The 18,882-nt window shown below is 73.7% G+C and carries 15 protein-coding genes; 5 read left to right on the forward strand and 10 right to left on the reverse strand.

The annotated features are described in order from the left end of the window. Window positions 1-269: 269 nt before the first annotated feature. Complete coding sequence (locus ACIBCA_RS07185) at window positions 270-1,352, reverse strand: aldose epimerase family protein (protein WP_396281842.1); 1,083 nt, start codon at window positions 1,350-1,352, stop codon at window positions 270-272. Between the two features lie 181 nt (window positions 1,353-1,533). Next, window positions 1,534-4,536 (reverse strand): ATP-binding protein, encoded by a 3,003-nt coding sequence (locus tag ACIBCA_RS07190; RefSeq protein ID WP_396281843.1) that lies wholly within the window; start codon window positions 4,534-4,536, stop codon window positions 1,534-1,536. Window positions 4,537-4,845: 309 nt separating this feature from the next. On the opposite strand from ACIBCA_RS07190, the gene ACIBCA_RS07195 reads away from it, so the two are divergent. Together ACIBCA_RS07195 and ACIBCA_RS07200 are read left to right on the forward strand one after the other, a co-directional pair. After that, window positions 4,846-5,793: a terpene cyclase gene (locus ACIBCA_RS07195; RefSeq protein ID WP_396281844.1), complete on the forward strand. Its 948-nt coding sequence runs from the start codon at window positions 4,846-4,848 to the stop codon at window positions 5,791-5,793. Between the two features lie 280 nt (window positions 5,794-6,073). Continuing rightward, on the forward strand, window positions 6,074-7,597 hold the full coding sequence (locus ACIBCA_RS07200) for an aldehyde dehydrogenase family protein (protein ID WP_396281845.1): 1,524 nt from the start codon (window positions 6,074-6,076) through the stop codon (window positions 7,595-7,597). A gap of 195 nt (window positions 7,598-7,792) precedes the next feature. Here the strand turns inward: ACIBCA_RS07200 and ACIBCA_RS07205 are convergent, their stop codons facing one another. After that, complete coding sequence (locus ACIBCA_RS07205) at window positions 7,793-8,995, reverse strand: serine hydrolase domain-containing protein (RefSeq protein ID WP_396281846.1); 1,203 nt, start codon at window positions 8,993-8,995, stop codon at window positions 7,793-7,795. An 83-nt stretch (window positions 8,996-9,078) separates the two neighbouring features. On the opposite strand from ACIBCA_RS07205, the gene ACIBCA_RS07210 reads away from it, so the two are divergent. From ACIBCA_RS07210 to ACIBCA_RS07220, 3 genes are all read left to right on the forward strand, one after another. Next, complete coding sequence (locus tag ACIBCA_RS07210) at window positions 9,079-9,588, forward strand: NUDIX hydrolase (protein ID WP_396281847.1); 510 nt, start codon at window positions 9,079-9,081, stop codon at window positions 9,586-9,588. A 62-nt stretch (window positions 9,589-9,650) separates the two neighbouring features. Then, window positions 9,651-10,502 carry a TetR/AcrR family transcriptional regulator gene (locus ACIBCA_RS07215; RefSeq protein ID WP_396281848.1) on the forward strand — a complete coding sequence of 284 codons (852 nt, stop codon included), beginning with the start codon at window positions 9,651-9,653 and terminating at the stop codon, window positions 10,500-10,502. Window positions 10,503-10,649: 147 nt separating this feature from the next. Next, a complete protein-coding gene (locus ACIBCA_RS07220; protein ID WP_396281849.1) occupies window positions 10,650-12,452 on the forward strand; it encodes a hypothetical protein in 1,803 nt (600 codons plus the stop codon). Between the two features lie 121 nt (window positions 12,453-12,573). On the opposite strand, the gene ACIBCA_RS07225 is transcribed toward ACIBCA_RS07220, so the two are convergent. The 7 genes from ACIBCA_RS07225 to ACIBCA_RS07255 all read right to left on the reverse strand — a co-directional run bounded on the left by ACIBCA_RS07225 (window position 12,574) and on the right by ACIBCA_RS07255 (window position 18,878). Further along, window positions 12,574-13,587 (reverse strand): TetR/AcrR family transcriptional regulator C-terminal domain-containing protein, encoded by a 1,014-nt coding sequence (locus tag ACIBCA_RS07225; protein ID WP_396281850.1) that lies wholly within the window; start codon window positions 13,585-13,587, stop codon window positions 12,574-12,576. Window positions 13,588-13,634: 47 nt separating this feature from the next. After that, the gene (locus ACIBCA_RS07230) at window positions 13,635-14,348 is read right to left on the reverse strand and encodes a spermidine synthase (RefSeq protein ID WP_396281851.1); all 714 of its coding nucleotides are present in this window, start codon (window positions 14,346-14,348) and stop codon (window positions 13,635-13,637) included. 140 nt (window positions 14,349-14,488) lie between these two features. Next, window positions 14,489-15,505, reverse strand: a complete 1,017-nt coding sequence (locus tag ACIBCA_RS07235) for a YeiH family protein (RefSeq protein WP_396282378.1) — start codon at window positions 15,503-15,505, stop codon at window positions 14,489-14,491. A gap of 86 nt (window positions 15,506-15,591) precedes the next feature. Next, window positions 15,592-16,173, reverse strand: a complete 582-nt coding sequence (locus tag ACIBCA_RS07240) for a cysteine dioxygenase (RefSeq protein ID WP_396281852.1) — start codon at window positions 16,171-16,173, stop codon at window positions 15,592-15,594. Between the two features lie 136 nt (window positions 16,174-16,309). Further along, window positions 16,310-17,215, reverse strand: a complete 906-nt coding sequence (locus ACIBCA_RS07245; RefSeq protein WP_396282379.1) for a LysR family transcriptional regulator — start codon at window positions 17,213-17,215, stop codon at window positions 16,310-16,312. 152 nt (window positions 17,216-17,367) lie between these two features. Beyond that, complete coding sequence (locus ACIBCA_RS07250; protein ID WP_396281853.1) at window positions 17,368-18,237, reverse strand: amino acid ABC transporter permease; 870 nt, start codon at window positions 18,235-18,237, stop codon at window positions 17,368-17,370. Further along, the gene (locus tag ACIBCA_RS07255; protein WP_396281854.1) at window positions 18,234-18,878 is read right to left on the reverse strand and encodes an amino acid ABC transporter permease; all 645 of its coding nucleotides are present in this window, start codon (window positions 18,876-18,878) and stop codon (window positions 18,234-18,236) included. Before ACIBCA_RS07255 ends, ACIBCA_RS07250 begins: the two co-directional genes overlap by 4 nt. Window positions 18,879-18,882 lie beyond the last annotated feature (4 nt).

The following is an 18,882-nucleotide window of genomic DNA, read 5'->3' on the forward strand; positions in this document are numbered from 1 at the left end:
GCAGGCGCATAATGGGCTGCCTCGTCCGACCGCACCGAAGCTGTCGTCGGGCTCGGGAAGGAAGTTAACAGCGGCGAAAGATCGACGGAAAGTCCTTGCAGAAAGTTTCTGCAAGAAACGGGGATCGTTACAGCCGCGTGTCCTGGATGTTGCCGCACGGTAGTTGACGGCAGGGCGAAGCGCCCCGGTTCGTCCGATTTCCCCCGGTCCCCTGGCCCGGCCGCGCCACCCTGCGTGGCTGCAAGCCCTGCAAGACCCGAAGAGGGGGCCTAGTTGACGCCCAGCCGCAGCACGGTCGTCGAGCGGAACTCCTCCCCCGGCCGCAGCACGGTGGAGGGGAACTCCGGGTGGTGCGGGGAGTCCGGGAAGTGCTGGGTCTCCAGCGCGATCCCGGCGTACGGGCCGTACGCGGTGCCGCTCGCGCCCGTGACGGCGCCCTGGAACCCGTTCGCCGTGTAGACCTGCACGCCCGGCTCGGTGGTCAGCACCTCCAGGGTGCGGCCGCTGCCCGGGTCCTCCAGCAGGGCGGCCCGGGCCGGGCTCCCGTCGGCCGGGCGGGGGCGCAGCACCCAGTTGTGGTCGTAGCCGCCGGGACCGGTCAGCTGCGGGTGGTCCGCGTGCAGGGACTTGCCGATCGGGGTGGCCGTGGTGAAGTCGAAGGGCGTGCCGGCCACGGGTTCGGTCCGCCCGTAGGGGATCTGCCGCTCGTCGGTGGGGGTGTAGGCGTCGGCGTCCAGGGTGAGCAGGTGGCCGAGGACGTCGCCGCGGCCCTCGCCGGCGAGGTTGACGTACGCGTGGTTGGTGAGGTTGACGACGGTGGGCCCGCTGGTCACGGCGTGGTAGTCGATGACCACCTCGCAGCCGGCGTCCGGGCCGTCCAGCGCCGCCAGCGTGTAGGTCACGGTGACGTCCATCGCGCCGGGGAAGCCCTGGTCACCGTCCGGGCTGTGCAGCCGCAGGCGTACGCCGCCCTCGACGGGCTCGGCCGTCCACATCCGGTTGGCGAAGCCGTCCGGGCCGCCGTGAAGGGTGAGGCCGCCGCCGGTGGGGGCGAGCGGGTGCTCCTCGCCGTCGATGGTGACGGAGCTGTGGTCGATCCGGTTGGCGTAGCGGCCCACGACGGTGCCGTAGTGCCGGGCGGGGCCGAGGATCTGCGTCAACTCGTCCGTGGAGAGGAGCAGTTGGGCGATGGCGCCGGAGCGGTCCGGGGCGCTGAGGGTGTGCAGGGTGGCGCCGAGGGTGAGCACGCTCGCCTCGTACGGGCCGGCGGTGAGCGTCCAGCGTTCGATCGCGGCGCCCGCGCCCGAGGGGGTCAGGGGTTGGTGCCGCACGCTGGTGGCGCTGGTGGCCATGGCCTGCTCCTCGTTCCTCGAGTTCCTCGACGTTCCCCGGAGGGCTCGGCGTGCCCCCGCCCCTGCGGCAGCCTAGCGATCGTGGCGGCCCCGGGGGCGCTTCCGCGCACTCGCGCGCCGCCCGGTCACCACCACCCGCCGCCCCCGCGGGCCGGGAGCGGCGAGCCGTCAGCCCTGCCCGTCAGCCCTGCCCGTCCTCCCGGCGGTGCTGCTGGGGCAGGCCCAGCGCCGAGGCGAGGCCGTCCGGCCCGCTGCCCGCCTTGCGGTAGACGGCGGCGAGGCGGCGGTTGACCAGGCTCAGGGGGACGCCCAGCTCGTCGGCGATCCGCTGCGGCGGCACGCCCTGCACCACCAGCTTGGCGACCTCCCACTCCGGGTTGCTGAGCGTCTCCAGGGTCTCGCCGAGATCGCGCGGCCCGAGCCGGTTGGGCCGCAGGCCGTAGTTGGCGAGCTCGCGCCGGGCCCGGTCGACGAGGCCCTCCGCCGAGCAGTGCTGGGCCAGCTCGATGCCCTGGTACAGGTACTCCTGGGCGTCCTCCAGACGCCCGACGCGGCGCAGCGCGGCGCCGAGGTCGACCAGGGCGACGGCGTGCTCGTAGCCGGCCGGGGACTGCCCGAGGTGGCCCACCGCCTTCTCCAGCAGGTCGACCGCCGTCTGGCCGTCCTCGATGGCGGCGTGCAGCCGCAGCGCGCTGCCGATCGCCGAGGCGGTGCCGAACTTACGGGCGTCCGCGACGGCCTTCTGGGCGTACGTGCGGGCACGCTCGGGTTCGTCGCCGGCGATCGCGACGGCGAGGTGGCCGGCCCAGGGCGCCCAGACGGTGTTGTGCCAGCCGCGCACCTCCAGCTGGCCGCCCGCCTCGGTGAGGGCCGCGGCGGCGCCCGCGTAGCGCTCCTTGGCGACGAGCAGCTTGCCGTACAGCGAGGCGGCGTCGGGCAGGACCATCGCGGTGTCGTGGTAGGGCGGGTGGAAGCCGAAGCCGTCCGCCAGGTCCGAGGCCTCGGAGATCCGGCCGCGGGCGATGAGGGTGTCCACCAGGACGCCGACGGCGTCCCAGGCCAGCGGCAGGCGCTCCCCGATCCGGTTGGAGATGCGCAGCGCGCGGCGCAGGAAGTCCTCGGCCTCGGCGAGCAGGCCCCGGCGGAAGCGGGCCAGGCCCATGAGGAAGTAGGCGAAGCCGCGGTGGGCGCCGCTCCAGCCGGCGATCTCGAACTGGATGATGGCGTCGGCGGCCAGGCGTTCGGCCTGGGCGATGCGGTCGTTGTAGATGTAGGTGAGGCCGAGCATGGCGGGCAGTTCGAAGCCCCAGGCGGTGTCGGTCCAGCCGAGGCCCTTGGGCAGGCGGCCGCCGTCGAGGACCTCGTCGGCGAGGGCGAGCGCCTCGACGGAGGACTCGCCGCGCAGGGTGAGGTCCCAGGCGCGCATCGCGAGGACGGCCCGGTCGGAGGCGTCCCGGCCGCTCAGGCCGCGGCACATCCGTTCCAGGCGCAGGGAGCGGCCGGGGCCGTCGGTCTCGGACTTGCGGAAGGCGTGCCACATGAAGGAGGCGGCCAGCAGCCGCTGGCGCCCGGCCGGGTCGAGGGTCAGCTCGGCCTCCTGCTGGCAGACCAGGGCGGCCTGGCCGAGTTCGCCGCTGTGGGCGAGCACCTCGGAGAGGCGGAAGGTGGCGTCGACGCGCAGTTCGGGGCGCAGCGGGCCCTCGTCGGGGTCGAGGGCGAGCTTGAGCTGGTTGACGGTGGCGACGGGGTCGGTGAGCAGGGCGGAGCAGCCGAGCTCGTAGAGCACCTCGGCCTTGATCTCGTCGGCGGGCGGCTCGTTGAGGGCGCGGTGCAGGCAACGCTGGGCGGCCTCGGGGGCGCCGATGAGCTGGTGTTCGACGGCGGCGCGGCGCAGTTTCTTGACGATGCGGTCGTCGCCCTCGCCGGAGTGGGTCTCGACGAGGTGGCGGGAGGCGGCGAGCAGGCCGAGTCCGGCGTTCTCGATCTCGGCGGCGGCGATGCCGTGCATGCCCAGACGGGTGGCGTCGGGCATGGTGTTGTAGATGGAGCTGGCGATCAGCGGGTGGACGAACTCCAGGGTGCCGTTGGGGCTCTGGGTGAGGACGCGCTGTTTGCGCAGCTGCTTGATGGCCTCGCGGGCGCCCTCGGTGCTGAGGGTGGAGATGCGGGTGGCGAGGTCGACGCGCACGTCGGTGCCGAGCATGGCGCAGGCCCAGGCGAAGCGCAGGGTGGCGGCGCCGAGGCGGTCGAGCCAGGACTTGAGGGTCATCCCGGTGGCGTCGACGGCGAGTTCGCGCAGTTGGCGGGAGTTCTCCTCGACGGGTTCGAGGTCCTGGTCGCGGACCTGGTCGAGGAGGGCGACGACCTCGTAGGGGTTGCCGTTGACGACGTTCCAGAACTCGTAGCAGAAGGCGTCCTCGGCCTTGTCGCCGAGTTCGGAGCGGATCATGTCGGTGACGGAGCCGAGGTTGAGGCGGTTGAGCTCGTGCTTGCGCCCGCGCAGGCCCGTGACCTCGCGGCGCAGTTGGTGGGTCTCGCCGGGCCAGTCGTTCTCGTCCTCGCGGAAGGCGAAGACGAGCAGGACGGGCAGTTCGCCGGAGCGGACGGCGAACTTGGTGAGCCAGGCGAGGGATTCGGCGTCGGCCCAGTGCAGGTCGTCGACGATCATCACCATGGGGGCGCGGCGCGGGGCGAGCTGGGTGATGACGTAGTCGAGGCCGTCGCGCACGCCCTGGGGGTCGAGGCGGCGGGCGCCGGCCTTGGGCTGCTTGAGGCCCATGGCCGGTCCGACGACCTCCTCCCAGGTGCCCATGACCTGGCGGAACTCGTCGTCCGCGAGGGTGGTCAGGACGGGCTGGAGGAGCTGGCGCAGGACGTGGTAGGGCTCCTTGAACTGGCGTTCGCCGCCGCGGGCGAACAGGACGGTGGCGCCCTCGCGGAGCCTGGCGATGCGTCGGACCTCGTGCAGGAGGCTGGTCTTGCCGATGCCGGGGCGGCCGGTGAAGGCGAGCAGGTCGCCGATCTCGGTGCCGCCGGCGGCGAATTCGCGGCAGAGGCGGTCCACGGCGGCGTCCACGGAGCGCAGTTCGGAGTCGCGGTCGCGGAGCCTGACGCGTGGCGCGGTGGCGTCGCCCCCTTGGCCGGGAGCGGTCCCCGCCCGGAGTTCGTTGTCCTGCTCGGTCACCGTCGCGCCTCCGCCTCGCCCGCTTACCTCACGGTTCCATCACTGCTCGTGCAGCAGAGGTTAGCGCTGCGTACGGTCCGCCGTGGGGCATTCGCGCAGGCTGGGACGGACGGGGAGGGTTCGAACGGCTTGCCAGGGGCAATTGCCCTATATCCCTAACGTCCGATCATTACATCCGATACCCTACGGCCCGCGAGGTGCGGATGATCTTGTGCTCTCACCCTCCCCGAAGGCGCCCGCACCGTCAACTCCCCCACCCTCAGTGCCCGAACACCCGACACCCCCACCATCCGCCGCACCGGGAGTCCGATGTCTGACGACACCTCACTTCAGATTCCGTTCCCGTACCGCCGCAGCCTGCACGGCCCCTACGCCGCCGGCCTGCACCGGGACTGGCTGACCCGCCACCCCCTGCTCCCCGACGCCGACCACCCCGGCTACGCCCACTGGGAGGTCGTCGACCTGGCCGCGCTGGGCTACCCCGACGCCGGCCCGGACGACGTCGCCCTGGGAGCCGACCTCATGGGCTTCTACTTCCTGTTCGACGACCAGTTCGACGGCCCGCTCGGCAGACGCCCCAGCGAGGTCGCGCCGATCTGCGAACGGCTCATCGCCATCCTGCACGGCGCGCCGCCCGAGCAGTCCTCCCCCGTCGAGACCGCCTTCGCCGACCTGTGGACGCGCAGCGTCCAGGGCATGTCCGCCCGCTGGCAGGCCCGCGCCGCCTACAACTGGGAGTGGTACTTCGCCAGCCACCCCGCCGAGGCCGCCGGCCGCATCTCCAACCGCCCGCCGGACCGGGACGGTTACCTCGTCCTGCGCCGGGGCACCGCCGCGATGGAGACGGTCTTCGACATGGTCGAGCGCCTCGGCCGCTTCGAGGTCCCCGCCGCCGTGCTGCACCACCCCGTCCTGCGCCAGCTGCGCCAACTCGCCGCCGACATACCCTCGCTGAGCAACGACGTGCGCTCCTTCCCGCTGGAGGCCCCGCGCGGCGACGTGTACAACCTCGTGATCATCGTCCAGCGCGAACGCCGCTGCTCGGCCGAGGAGGCGTGCGCGCTGGTCCTCGACGAGGCCCAGCTGATGGTCGAGCGCTGCCGCGCGCTGCACGAGTCCCTGCCCGACGTCTACGCCGAGCTGGGCCTCTCGCGGATCGAGCGCGCCATCGCCCAGCGGTACGCGGATGGACTGATCACCTGGCTCGCCGGCTACCTCAGCTGGGAGGCCCGCACCGGCCGCTACCAGGCCGCCTAGGCCGTGTCTTTCGGCTCACGGCCTGGCCGCCCGCGATCGGCCTGAACGCGCACCGTCCGTACGGAGGGGAGGTACGGACCGTAGCCGCGCGGCCGCCCGGCGGCTATCGTGCAGGGCGGCGGACGCCCCCTCGGGGCGCCCGACCCGCACGCGTGTCCAGGGGCTCGCCGCACGAGCCCGCACCCTCCCGCCGGACCGCCCCCCACCGGGCGCGGTCCGGCGCGCCGCCGGGCCCTCGCGGCCACCGGCGGCGCCCGACGTCGCGAGGAGACACCTGAGCATGACGGTCTACCAGCCCCCCGGTGCACCCGACAGCATCGTCGCCTACCGCCCCCGCTACGAGCACTGGATCGGCGGCGAGTGGCGCCCGCCCGTACGCGGCGAGTACTTCGGCGACCCGACGCCCGTCACCGGCGAGGTCTTCACCGAGGTCGCCCGCGGCACCGCCGAGGACATCGAGGCCGCCCTCGACGCCGCCCACGCCGCCGCGCCCGCCTGGGGGCGCACGCCCGCCGCCGAGCGCGCCCAGGTGCTCCTGCGCGTCGCCGACCGGATCGAGGCCAACCTCGAACAGCTGGCCGTCGCGGAGAGCTGGGAGAACGGCAAGCCGGTGCGCGAGACGCTGGCCGCCGACCTGCCGCTGGCCGTCGACCACCTGCGCTACTTCGCCGGCGCGCTGCGCGCCCAGGAGGGCGGCCTCTCCCAGCTGGACGAGGACACCGTCGCCTACCACTTCCACGAGCCGCTGGGCGTGGTCGGCCAGATCATCCCGTGGAACTTCCCGATCCTGATGGCGATCTGGAAGCTCGCCCCCGCCCTCGCGGCCGGCAACGCGGTGGTGCTCAAGCCCGCCGAGCAGACCCCCGCCTCCGTGCTGCTGCTCGCCGAGCTCACCGCCGACCTGCTGCCGCCCGGCGTGGTCAACATCGTCACCGGCTTCGGCGAGGAGGCCGGCGCCCCGCTGGCCGCCAGCCCCCGGGTGCGCAAGCTCGCCTTCACCGGCGAGACCAGCACCGGGCGCCTCATCGCCCGCGCCGCCGCCGAGAACCTGATCCCGGCCACCCTGGAGCTGGGCGGCAAGAGCCCCAACCTGTTCTTCGCCGACGTCGCCGCCGAGGACGACGCCTTCTACGCCAAGTCCGTCGAGGGCTTCGCGATGTTCGCCCTCAACCAGGGCGAGGTCTGCACCTGCCCCAGCCGGGCGCTGATCGAGACCCCGGTCTACGAGCGGCTGCTGGGCGACGGCCTCGCCAAGGTCCGCTCCCTGCGCCAGGGCAACCCGCTGGACACCGACACCCAGATCGGCGCCCAGGTCAGCGTGGAGCAGCTGGAGAAGATCCTCTCCTACTTCGAGATCGGGCAGGCCGAGGGCGCCAAGGTCCTGGCGGGCGGCGAGCGCGCCGACCTCGGCGGGGCGCTCGCGGGCGGGTACTACGTGACGCCGACCGTCTTCGAGGGCGTCAACAGCATGCGGGTCTTCCAGGAGGAGATCTTCGGCCCGGTCGTCTCCGTCACCCGCTTCGACGGCTTCGAGGAGGGCGTCGCCCTGGCCAACGACACCCAGTACGGGCTCGGCGCGGGCGTGTGGACCCGGGACGTCAACGCCGCCCACCGGGCCGGGCGGGCCATCCAGGCCGGCCGGGTGTGGACGAACTGCTACCACGCCTACCCGGCCCACGCGGCCTTCGGCGGCTACAAGAACTCCGGCATCGGCCGCGAGACCCACAAGGCGCTGCTGGAGCACTACCAGCAGACCAAGAACCTGCTGGTGAGCTACTCCGCGGACCCGACGGGCCTGTTCTAGTGCCTGACGCGGCACTAGCCCGCCGCCGGACCCTTTTCCGGGCCGACGCATGAGTGGAGCGGGAGACCGGTCCGGTCTCCCGCTCCATCGCCACTCCCCGCGGCGGGCTCGTCGGGCGAATCGCCCACTTTCGGGATCAAAGCACATGAATCGGGCATGCGCGCAGATGTGCCGCCGACGCGCCGCCGGCCCGCCCTACCGGTCGAGCCCGAGGCAGGAGCGGACGGCGCGGATCAGGCCGCGCGAGCGCAGGTCCCCGGTGACGCCCGGCTGCATGCCATTGGTGACATAGCCGAACCCCACCCCCAGGTCCGGGTCGGCGAAGCCCAGGGAACCGCCGCTGCCCGGGTGGCCGAAGGCCGCCGGGGAGGTCATCGGCGCCGTCGGGCCGTGGCGCCAGAAGCCAAGCCCGAACGTGGAGTTGACGATCAGCACCCGGTCCGGCCCGCTGACCACCGGCCCGAGCGCGCGCTTGAGCACCTCGTCGCCGAGCAGCGGCGCCGCCGAACCGTCCGCGCCGATCAGCGCCGCGTAGAAGCGGGCGAGCGAGCGGGCCGTACCGATGCCTCCCGCGCCGGGGATCTCGGCGGCCTGCACCGCGGGGTCGTTGAGGTCCACCCGGGCGCGCACCGAGGCGAAGGAGCGGGCCGTCAGCGAGGCCGGGTCCCGGTAGGCGTCCCGGACGCTCTGCTTGGGGCGCAGCCGCAGCCCGGTCGGCCCCGTCCGGGCCGCCTCGGGGGCGGGCAGGTCGACCAGCCGGCCGACCCTCGGCGCCACCTCGGCCGGCAGCCCGATCCACAGGTCCAGCCCGAGCGGGCGGGCGACCTCCTCGGCGAGGTACTGCCCGAGGGTGCGGCCGCTCACCCGGCGCACCACCTCGCCGACCAGCCAGCCGAAGGTGTACGGGTGGTAGCCGTGCGCGGTGCCGGGCTCCCAGGCGGGCGCCTGCGCGGCGACGGCGGCCGCCGCGGGCTCCCAGGTCAGCACGTCCTCCAGACGCAGCGGCACGTCCAGCGCCGGCACCCCGGCCTGGTGCGAGAGCAGGTGGCTCACCGTGGTCGCGCCCTTGCCGGCAGCCGCGTACTCGGGCCAGTAGGAGGCGACGGGCGCGTCCAGATCCAGCTTCCCGCGCTCGGCGAGCAGCAGGGCGGCGGTGGCGGTCAGGCCCTTGGTGACGGAACGCAGCACCTGGGCGGTGTCCGCCGTCCAGGGCGCCGAGGGCGCGGGCCGGCTGCCGACCTCGGGCCGGGCGTCGCCGCCCCACAGGTCGACGACCTTGCGGCCGTGCACGTAGAGCGCGAAGGCGGCGCCGAGTTCGCCGTACGCGGCGAAGTTGCGCGCGAAGGCCTCCCGTACGGGCTCGAAGCCCTCGGCCGTGTCACCCCAGATCTGCACCACCGTGCGCCGCCCTGCCCTCGAATTCCGCCATGACATCCCGATCTTCGTACTGATCGGGCCTCCGAAACCCTAACGTGTCCCCCATGAGCAACCCCGCCGAAGAAGTACTGGACGTCGTCGACGAGCAGGACCGGGTCCTCGGAACCGCCCCCCGCGGGGAGGTGTACCGGCTGGGCCTGACCCACCGGTGCGTCTTCGTCCTCGTCCGCGACCCGGCCGGCCGGATCTTCGTCCACCGCCGCACCGACACCAAGCTGTTCGCCCCCGGCGCCTACGACATGTTCGTCGGCGGCGTGGTCGGCACCGGGGAGACGTACGCCGAGGCGTCCGTGCGCGAGGCCGAGGAGGAGCTGGGGGTGAGCGGCATCGCGCCGAGGCACCTGTTCAAGTTCCTGTACCGGGAGGAGAAGCTCTCCTGGTGGTGCGACATGTACGAGGCCGAGTGGGACGGCCCCGTCCACCCTCAGGAGTCCGAGGTGGCCTGGCACACCTGGCTCACGCCCGAGGAGCTGGACGGCCTCCTCGCCCGGGAGGCCTTCGTGTCCGACGGCCTGGAGGCGTACCGGCGCTACCTGGAGCTCCGGGCCGCCTGAGGAGCCCTCGAGGTGTGCCTGCGGCGGCGGGTTCGAACGCGCGGCCTTATAGGGTGGCGCGCATGGCCTCCCGTACGCCGTCGACGACGGCCGACCGCGCCGACCGGACCACCGAGCGGACCGCCGACCGGCCGCGCCGGCGCCTCAGCGTGGACGAGCGGCGCGAGCAGCTGATCGCCGTCGCGCTGGAGCTGTTCAGCAGGCGCCCTCCCGAGGAGGTGTCGATCGACGACATCGCCGCCGCCGCGGGCGCCTCCCGGCCGCTGGTCTACCACTACTTCCCCGGCAAGCAGGCCCTGTACGAGGAGTCCCTGCGCCGGGCCGGGCGGGAGCTCTCCGCGCGGTTCGAGGAGCCGATGGAAGGGCCGCTGTCGGAGCGGCTGTACCGGGTCATGGGCCGCTACCTGGACTTCGTGCAGAGCCACGGGCCCGGCTTCGCGGCGCTGCTGCGCGGCGGGTCGGTCGCGGCCAGCCCCGGCACCTCGGCGGTGATCGACGAGGTCCGCCGGGCCGCGCACGACCAGATCCTCACCCACCTGGCGATCCCCGCGCCGAGCCCCGGCCTGCGGCTGACCGTCCGGGCCTGGATCGCCAACGCCGAGATCACCTCGCTGGAGTGGCTGGGCGAGCGGTCGCTGCCGCTGGAGGAACTGCAGCTGCACCTGGTGCAGGAGTTCGTCGCCTCCCTCACCCTCACCGCCGCCCGGGAGCCCGCGCTCGCCGCCGAACTGGCCGGCTTCTTCGCCGGCGAGCGCCCCGACGGGCCCACCGGACGGCTGGTGCGCGACCTCGCCGCGCTCCTCGCCGTCCCCGGCATCGTCGAGGCCGTCACGGCCCTCGCCACCGCCGAACCCGGGGCTGACACCGCCGCCGGCGGTGAATCGTCCGCCCAGGCCACGGCCGACTCCCCATGATCCGCTCATGATCCCCCAACGGGTGATCCACCGGTTCTGCCGGAGCAGCGCGCTCTGATAGGAATGGGCGGGGACCGGACGACGGGCCGAATCCCAGCCGAACGACCGAACCACCGACGGCACGGAGCAGAGCGGGGGGCTCACCAGGTGACCCAGGACGTCCAGTTCAGTGCGGAGGCCAACCCCTTCGCCGCGGCCGAGCAGGTCTGCGCGACCCTCGGCACGCTCACCGACGCCCTCTTCGACGAACACGCCTCCCGCCACCCGGCGTCCTCGCTGAGTACCCCGCGCACAACGCAACACCCGGACGCCGAGGCCCTGTTCGGGCTGCCGCTGGCCCCCAACGGCCCGGTGCACACCGCCCTGCACGGGCTCGGCACGGTCGTCACCGCCGGCACCGCCCGCCCGGGCACCGGCGCGCGGCTCGCCGACCGGGTGACCACCGCCCTGCACGCCCGCTTCGGGGGCGGAGCCGTCCGCGGCGCCATCGCCGACCGGGGCACCACCTCGGCCGCGCTGTTCCACCTGCCCGTCAACGGCGAGTTCGCGGACGCCAAGCTGCGCCCGCCCTTCGCCCCGGCGCTGGCCGCGCTGGCCGCCGGTCAGCAGACCCGCCAGCCGGTCGAACTGCCCACCGGCGCGGGCACCGAGGTCCGCCTCGTCGTCCCGCCCGCCTTCCACCCGCTGACCTCCCCCGGTGGCCCCGCCGGGGCCACCGCCCGTACGGTGCCCGCGCAGCGCACCGACGCGGACGGCACCGACCCGGCCACCCTCGCGGCCGCCGCGGAGCTGACGGGCCATCTGGCCGAGGTCTCCGAGGAGTTGTTCGCCGCCGCCGGCCGCGAGCAGCGCCGCGACTTCGCCGTGATCTGCGCCACCCTCACCGACGTGGTGCAGGACTCCGGCACCGTGTACGCGGGCGTCTGCGCCCTGGAGTCGGAGGGCCGCCGGACGGACGCGGCGCTCGTCGTCTCCCTCGCCCGGCACCCGCTGCCGATCACCGAACTCGCCACCGAACTGGCCACCGTACGGCGGCACGCCGAGGTGTGGACGGTGCTGCTGCCCGCCGGACCGGCCGCCGTCCTGGTCGAGGGGCGCACCGTCCCGGTGCCCGGACCGCTGACCGGGGACGGGCAGCGGCGCTGGGTGGTCACCTCCGCCGTCCAGGCGTTCGTGCCGCTGCCGGACGGCGGGTCGGTGCTGTGCGTGCAGCTCTCGACGGCGCAGCCGGAGGACTGGGAGCTGTACACGGAGGCGTTCGCGGAGCTGCTGAAGAGCGTTCAGTTCGGCTGGGACGGGGTGCCGGTGGCGGGGGCCGTCGCCGTGGCGCCGGTTCCGGTCGCGGTGCCGGTCGAGGTTCCGGTGGAGGCGCCCGTGCCGGTCGGGGAGCCCGAGGGGAGGCCGCTGGACCAGGGCGGCACCCCGGTGATGATCCCGCCCGTGGACTTCAACCCCTTCGCGCCGATCGCCGAGGAGGAAGAGGCTGCGGAGACGGCTGCGGAGACGGCCGAGGAGGCCGCCGAGAGGGATCCCGCGCTCAGGGGCACCCCGGTGATGATCCCGCCGCCGGACTTCAACCCCTTCGCCCCCGAGAGCCTGCCGACCGCCGCCGCCGCTCCGGCGGCCGTGGCGGCGGCCTCCGCGCCGGACCCGTTCGGCACGACGGTGGCGGCCGAACAGAAGCCAGACCCGTTCGGCACCAGGATCGCCTCCGACGGCCCGGCCGTCCCGCCGCCGCCCTCCACCCCGCCGCGCATCCCGGCCCAGGCCGAACCCGTCGCGCAGGCGTCCGAGGACGCGCCTCCGCGCAAGGGCACCCCGGTGATGATCCCGCCGCCCGAATTCAACCCGTTCTCCCCGGAGAGCATGCCGGCCAAGCCCGCCGCGGCCCCGGAGCCCGAGGAGGCGCCCGAGGCCGACCGGGAGCCGGAGCACCGCCCGTTCGGCTGAGCTCGGACGCCGGCGCGCGAACACATGACAGACAACAGATGACGGCTGACAGATTTCATCATCTGTCAGCCGTCATCTGTTTGCTGAACCTTGTCCGCTGAACCCTGTCCGCTGAATCCCGTCAGCCGTCCGCCCCACCCCGGTTCCCGACCAACGCCCCGATCCCGTCCAGCATCCGCACCAGCCCGAACTCGAACAGCGCGTTCAGGCTCATGTCGATCTCCGGCCCCCGGTGGAGCGATTCGAACATCGGGAACCGCTCGGTGTCCGTCATCAGCTCGGTGTGGTCCTCGCCGCCGTGCCGGCCGTCCATCCACTCGTCCGCCGACATCCCGCTGTCCTGCTCCGCCTGCACCTCGCGCTCGAAGTGGACGGCCAGCCCGCAGGCGAAGGCCGCCAGGGTGACGGCCGCCTGCGCCATCTCCTCCCCGCTCAGCCCCAGCCCCGCCAGCACGGCCAACGACCGCTCGGTGTGCAGCGCCGCGTCCGCCACCAGCGTCGGCCGGGTGAAGGACATCGTGGACGCCAGCCACGGGTGCCGCCGGTAGATCGCCCACTGGAGCCGGGCGACCGCCTCCAGCCCCTCCCGCCACTGCCCGGGCGGCGGCGGGGCGGGCAGCGGCTGCTCGGCGAAGCAGACGCCCGTCATCAGCCTCAACAGCTCGTCCTTGCTCGGCACATGGCGGTAGAGCGACATCGTCGCCACGTCCAGCTCGGTCGCGATGCGGCGCATCGACAGCGCCGCCAGCCCCTCGGTGTCCGCCAGCCGGATCGCCGCCAGGACGATCCGATCGGGCCCGAGCTCCCCGTCCCCTCCCCCGCGCCGCGCCGCGGCCTCGGCCTTCACGGCGTCCGCCGGAGCCGGCTTCCGCTTCGGCGCCGCGGCTGGCCGACGGGCCTGCCCGGCCACCACCGTCCCGACCCCGGGCACGGCCCGGACCAGCCCCTCCTCCCGCAGCCGGTTGAGGACCTTGGTCGCGGTGGCCATCGCCACGCCCCACTCCTGGGTGATCCGCCGCGTGGACGGCACCCGCGCCCCCGGCGCCAGCTCCCCCACGGCGATCCGCCGTCGCAGCTCGGCCGCGATCCGCTCCGAAGGCGACCCCGGCGCCTCCGACGATCCGGACTCCGTCACCTCAACTCCCCGCCCTCACACCCGAGTCAGCCCTGGACCCTCGCCCCTCAGCCCGCCCGCCGCGCCAGGTGCACCACGTCCGGCACACCCCGGCTCACCGGGATCTCGTGCGTCACCACGTCCGAGAACCCGGCCGCCCGCAGCGCCTCCTCGAAGGCCGAGGACGGCTGCGCGCTCCACACCGCCAGCACCCCGCCCGCCCGCAGCCGGTGCCAGAGCACGGCCAGGCCGTCGGCCCCGTAGAGCCCGTCGTTGGACTCGGTGACCGTCCAATCCGGCCCGTTGTCGATGTCCAGGCACAGCGCGTCGTACCGCTCGCCGTCGGCGGCCGCCAGGTACTCCAGCAGGTCGGTGTGCAGCACCTCGACCCGCGCGTCCTCCAGCGCGCCCGCGGAGAAGGCGCCGAGCGGCCCCCCGCGGTGCCAGTCGATGATCGCCGTCTCCCGCTCGACGACGGCGATGCGCCCCCACCGCGGCTCGGCGGCCGCGTACGCGAGCGAGAAGCCGACGCCCAGCCCCCCGATCAGCACCGAGGGACCGCCTTCACGGGCAGCGCCGGTCCGGTCCAGCTCGTCCAGCGCCGCCTGGATCAGCAGCCGCTCGGAGCGCCCGTCCGCCGTGTCCATCAGGAAGCAGCCGTTGGCGATGATCTCGAAGTCCCGCCCGCGCTGCCGCAACACCACCTCGCCGTACGGTCCCTCCCGCCGGTCGAGCGTGACGACGGCCGCGTGGCCGTCCCGTTCGGGCAGTGCGGTGCTCATCCGTTTTCCTCGGCGAACTCGGGTGCAGGGCCGTCCCGACCGGACGGATCACGCACGCGGACCCCGCCCGACACCGGGTACCCGCCCGACAATAGCGGAGCCCAGGCGCCGAGCACGCCGCCCCGACCGCCGGGCCCTCGCTAGGCGGTGAGCAGCACCCCCGCGTACGAGACGCCCGCGACGACCACCCAGGAGCCGAGCCCCAGCAGCGCGATCCGCCCACCGGTGCGGGCCATGGTCGGCAGGTGCACGGCGCTGCCGAGCCCGAAGAGCGCGGCGGCCAGCAGCAGCTCCTGCGCGTCCCCGGCCAGCCCGAGCGCCCGCTCGGGCAGCACCCCGGTGGTCCGCAGCACGATCATCGCCAGGAACCCGGCCACGAACAGCGGCAGGATCGGCGGCCGGCCGCCCTTGGCCTCCCCCTCCTCCCCCGCCTCCCGGGAGCCCCGCGCCCGCACGCCCCGCCGAACCGCCACGGCCACACCCGCGACCAGCGGCGCCAGCAGCACCACCCGCATCAGCTTGACGAGCACCGCCTCCCGCAGCGCCGCGGCCCCGCCGGTCTGCGCGGTGGCGACCACCTGCCCCACGTCGTGCACGCTCGCGCCGACCCAGCGCCCGAACTCCGTCTCCCCGAGCCCCAGCGGGTGCTGGAGCAGCGGCAGCACGGCGATCGCCAGCGTCCCGCAGAGGGTGACGAGCGCGACGGACGCGGCGACGTCCTCCTCGTCGCTGCCCGCCGCCTGGCTGACCGCGCCGATCGCCGAGGCCCCGCAGATCGAGTACCCGGTGGCGACGAGCAGGGGCTGGTCCCCGGGCAGCCCGAGGCGCCGTCCGAGCCAGAGCGTTCCCGCGAAGGTGGCCGCGACGACGGTGAGCACCATGGCGACGGTCGCCCAGCCGAGGCCGAGGACGTCCCCGAGGCTGAGCTTGAGCCCGAGCAGCACGATCCCGATCCGCATCAGCCGCTTGCCGGCCGTGGACAGCCCGGACCGGGCCACCCCCTTGACGACCGGGCGCAGCCCGGGCAGGTGCGCGGCCGCCATGCCGAGCACGACGGCGGCGGTGAGCTTGGGCACCGCGGGCACCGCGGCGTGCACGCCGAGCGCGGCGGCGACCCCGAGCGCGGCGAGCAGCAGCCCGGGCGCGTCCCCGCGCATCGGCGGCAGGAAGCGGGCCCGGACGCGGGTGCGCGCGAGGCGCCGGGTGGGTGCGGCCAGTGCTTGTCCGGGCGCCACGCCGCCCCTCACCGGTCCTGGTCGGCGGGCAGCCGGTAGACCCGCCGGATGCTGGTGCCGAGCCGGGAGACGTCGGCGCCGTACACGTGGATGGAGATGGCGGTGCTGGTGCAGGCGTTGCGCACCAGGTGGATGTCCCCGGGCGGGGCGAAGGCGGCGACCGTCCCGGCGGGGCCGGCCACGTGGTCGGTCTCGACGAGGTGGGCGGTGCGGCCGTCGGAGACCAGCCGGTAGCGGGTCTCGCTCTCCTGGCCGCGGTGGACGCCGGCCACGCACCAGGAGACGTGGTCGTGGATCGGGGTCTGCTGCCCGGGCAGCCACACCAGGGCGACGACGGAGAAGCCGCCGTCCTCCTCGGCGTGCAGGACGTGCTGGCGGTAGCGCTGCGGGTCGCCCTCGCACTGGGCGGGGGTGAGCAGCGCGCCGGGCCCGTCCGCCTCGGCGCGCAGGTGGGGGGCGAGGCGTTCGCCGACGAGGTACGCGGTGAGTTCCGGCGGCAGGCCCCGGTCCACCACGGCGCGGATCTCGCCGATGAGTGCGGTCATCCGCTCGGTGAGCCGGTCGCTGCCGACGATCGCTGAGGGTGTCATGCGAGCAGGTTCGGCCTGGACGACCTATCACGTCCAAGGAGGGTTTCTAAGCCGAACCCCCATCACCGCTTATGGGTTGCCGCAGGGATTCAGCACCCGACCCCTCACCGCCCGATCCCCTCAACACCCGCCCCCCTCAGCACCCCACCCGGCTGGCCGCCGCCCGCCGCAGGTGGTCCAGCACCAGGGCGGTGGCGGGGATGCGCCGGTGCTCGCGCAGCACGTACGCGCTGACCTGCCGCCGCAGGTGCGGCTCGACGGCCCGCCCGGTGACCTTGCGGTGGCACATGAAGGAGAGCACCAGCGCGGGCATCAGCGCGATGCCGACCCCGGCGGCGACGAGGCTCTGCACGGCGAGGTTGTCGTCGGTGGAGAAGACGATGTCGGGGGCGAAGCCCTCCTCCGCGCAGACGTGCAGCAGGTTGGCCCGGCAGCGCGGGCAGCCGGCGATCCACCGCTCGCCGTCGAGGTCCGCCAGCCGTACGGCGTGCCGTCGCCCCAGCGGGTGGCCGACGGGGAGCAGCACGGTGAGCAGGTCCTCCATGAGGGGGATCTCGTCCAGCCCCTCGGGCACCTCGCCGGGCGCCCCGGCGTAGCGGAAGGCGAGGGCGATGTCGCACTCCCCGCGCAGCAGCCGCTGGACGGAGTCGGGCGGCTCGGCCTCCAGGAGTTCGACGCGCACACCGGGGTGCTCGGAGAGGAGGCGGGCCATGGCCTCGGGTATGAGGGTGGCGTTGGCGCTGGGGAAGGCGCACACCCGCACCCGCCCGGCGCGCAGCCGGGCGAGGGCGGCGAGCTGCTGCTGGGCGGCGGAGAGGCTGCCGAGGATGAGTTCGGCGTGCCGGGAGAGGGCCTCGCCGGCCTCGGTGAGCCGCAGTCCGCGTCCGGCGCGGGTGAACAGCGGTACGCCGACGGTGCGTTCGAGGGCCTTCATCTGCTGGGTGATGGCGGGCTGGGTGTAGCCGAGTTCCCGGGCGGCGGCCGAGTACGAGCCGGCGCGGACCACCTCGTGGAACGTCCTGATGTGCCGCGAGTCGAACACCGGCTCCATGGCCCCTCCGCCCGGTCGGGTCGTCCGCGACCGGTCCCCGTGACCGGCCGGCCCGGGCAATCATAAGAGGAATTTGGAGGTGGCCGCCCCGACCTCACCCGCACCTATGGTTCAGCCGCGAACCATCTCCACCAGGAGCGGCCTCACCGCTGCGCCGAGGGCGGCAGCCCCATCGCCACCCCCGCCTTCACCACCGGCGCCCCGCCCTTCATGCTCGGGCTGCGCCGGCTGCGCCGCTCCACCCACCGGGCGAGCCAGGACAGCAGCAGACACATGCCGATGTAGATCGGCGCGATCACCATCACCACCGGGATGAACGGCAGGTCGTAGTCCAGGTTGGTGGCGATCAGCTTGCCCGCGTGCAGGAACTCCTCGTAGGTGATGAGGAACCCGAGCGAGGTGTCCTTGAGCGCCACCACCAGCTGGCTGATGATCGCCGGCAGCATCGCCCGGTTGGCCTGCGGCACCAGCACGTACGTCATCACCTGCGTCTTGCGCATGCCCAGCGCGAACGCGGCCTCTCGCTGCCCCTTGGGCACGGCGAGCACGCCGGCCCGGAACACCTCGGCCAGCACCGAGCCGTTGTAGAGGACCAGGCCCGCCACCAGCGCCCACAGCGGCTGCACCTTGAGCGCCACGAACACGAAGAAGATCATCACCAGCAGCGGCATGGCCCGGAAGAACTCCACCACCAGCCCGGAGAACCAGCGCACCACCCGGTGGTCGGACAGCCGCCCGGCCGCGAACAGCGCACCGAAGGGCAGCGCGAACAGCACCGTCCAGCCGAACGCCTGCAGGGTGTTGCCGAGCCCGCGCAGCAGGAGGTCCTGCACGCCCCGGTACTCGAAGGGCTCCCACTTGGCGTACGTGAACTGGTGGGTGTGGAACAGCATGTAGACGACCCAGCCGATCAGCGCCGCGATCAGCAGCAGCGCGATCGAGCCGTACAGCCGGTGGCGGGCCAGCGCCTTCGGGCCGGGGATGTCGTACAGGGCCGAGGATTCGACCGTCATCGGGACACCGCCACTCGTCGTTCCAGCAGGTTGAAGACGGCGCTGACGGCCAGGGTGATGACCAGGTAGCCGACGGCGATCCAGAAGAAGGTCCAGATGATGCTGTAGCCCAGCTCGTTGATCGTCCGGTAGGTGCCCAGCAGTTCGGTGACGCTGAACGAGCCGGCGATCGCGGTGTTCTTCGCCAGGGCGATCATCACGCTGCCGATCGGCGCCACGACCGAGCGGTACGCCTGCGGCAGCACCACCAGGCCCATCGTCTGGCCGAAGTTCATGCCGAGGCTGCGCGCCGCCTCGCCCTGACCGGTGGGCACGGTGTTGATGCCCGAGCGCATCGCCTCGCAGACGAAGGCGGAGGTGTAGCAGCCCAGCGCCAGCACCGCGAAGGTGTAGAAGGGCAGCGTGATGTGGAACCTCGGCAGGCCCAGCACCACGATGAAGAACAGCAGGGTCAGCGGGGTGTTGCGCAGGACGGTCACCCAGACCGTCCCGAACAGCCGCAGCGGGCGCACCGGCGAGACCCGGAAGCCCGCGATCAGCACGCCCAGCACCAGCGACAGCACGCCGCTCACCGCGAAGAGCGAGAGCGTGCCGAGGAAGCCGTCCCAGAAGGTCGACCAGTTGTCGGTCAGCGTTTTCACGGCG

The organism is Kitasatospora sp. NPDC051170 (assembly GCF_044455705.1).
GTDB lineage: Bacteria > Actinomycetota > Actinomycetes > Streptomycetales > Streptomycetaceae > Kitasatospora.

Bases quoted from the DNA above. Each gene is read 5' to 3' on its own strand.
- ACIBCA_RS07185 (WP_396281842.1), bottom strand. From the start codon at position 1,352: ATGGCCACCAGCGCCACCAGCGTGCGGCACCAACCCCTGACCCCCTCG.
- ACIBCA_RS07195 (WP_396281844.1), top strand. From the start codon at position 4,846: ATGTCTGACGACACCTCACTTCAGATTCCGTTCCCGTACCGCCGCAGC.
- ACIBCA_RS07200 (WP_396281845.1), top strand. From the start codon at position 6,074: ATGACGGTCTACCAGCCCCCCGGTGCACCCGACAGCATCGTCGCCTAC.
- ACIBCA_RS07210 (WP_396281847.1), top strand. From the start codon at position 9,079: ATGAGCAACCCCGCCGAAGAAGTACTGGACGTCGTCGACGAGCAGGAC.
- ACIBCA_RS07215 (WP_396281848.1), top strand. From the start codon at position 9,651: ATGGCCTCCCGTACGCCGTCGACGACGGCCGACCGCGCCGACCGGACC.
- ACIBCA_RS07230 (WP_396281851.1), bottom strand. From the start codon at position 14,348: ATGAGCACCGCACTGCCCGAACGGGACGGCCACGCGGCCGTCGTCACG.
- ACIBCA_RS07235 (WP_396282378.1), bottom strand. From the start codon at position 15,505: ATGCGCGGGGACGCGCCCGGGCTGCTGCTCGCCGCGCTCGGGGTCGCC.
- ACIBCA_RS07240 (WP_396281852.1), bottom strand. From the start codon at position 16,173: ATGACACCCTCAGCGATCGTCGGCAGCGACCGGCTCACCGAGCGGATG.
- ACIBCA_RS07250 (WP_396281853.1), bottom strand. From the start codon at position 18,237: ATGACGGTCGAATCCTCGGCCCTGTACGACATCCCCGGCCCGAAGGCG.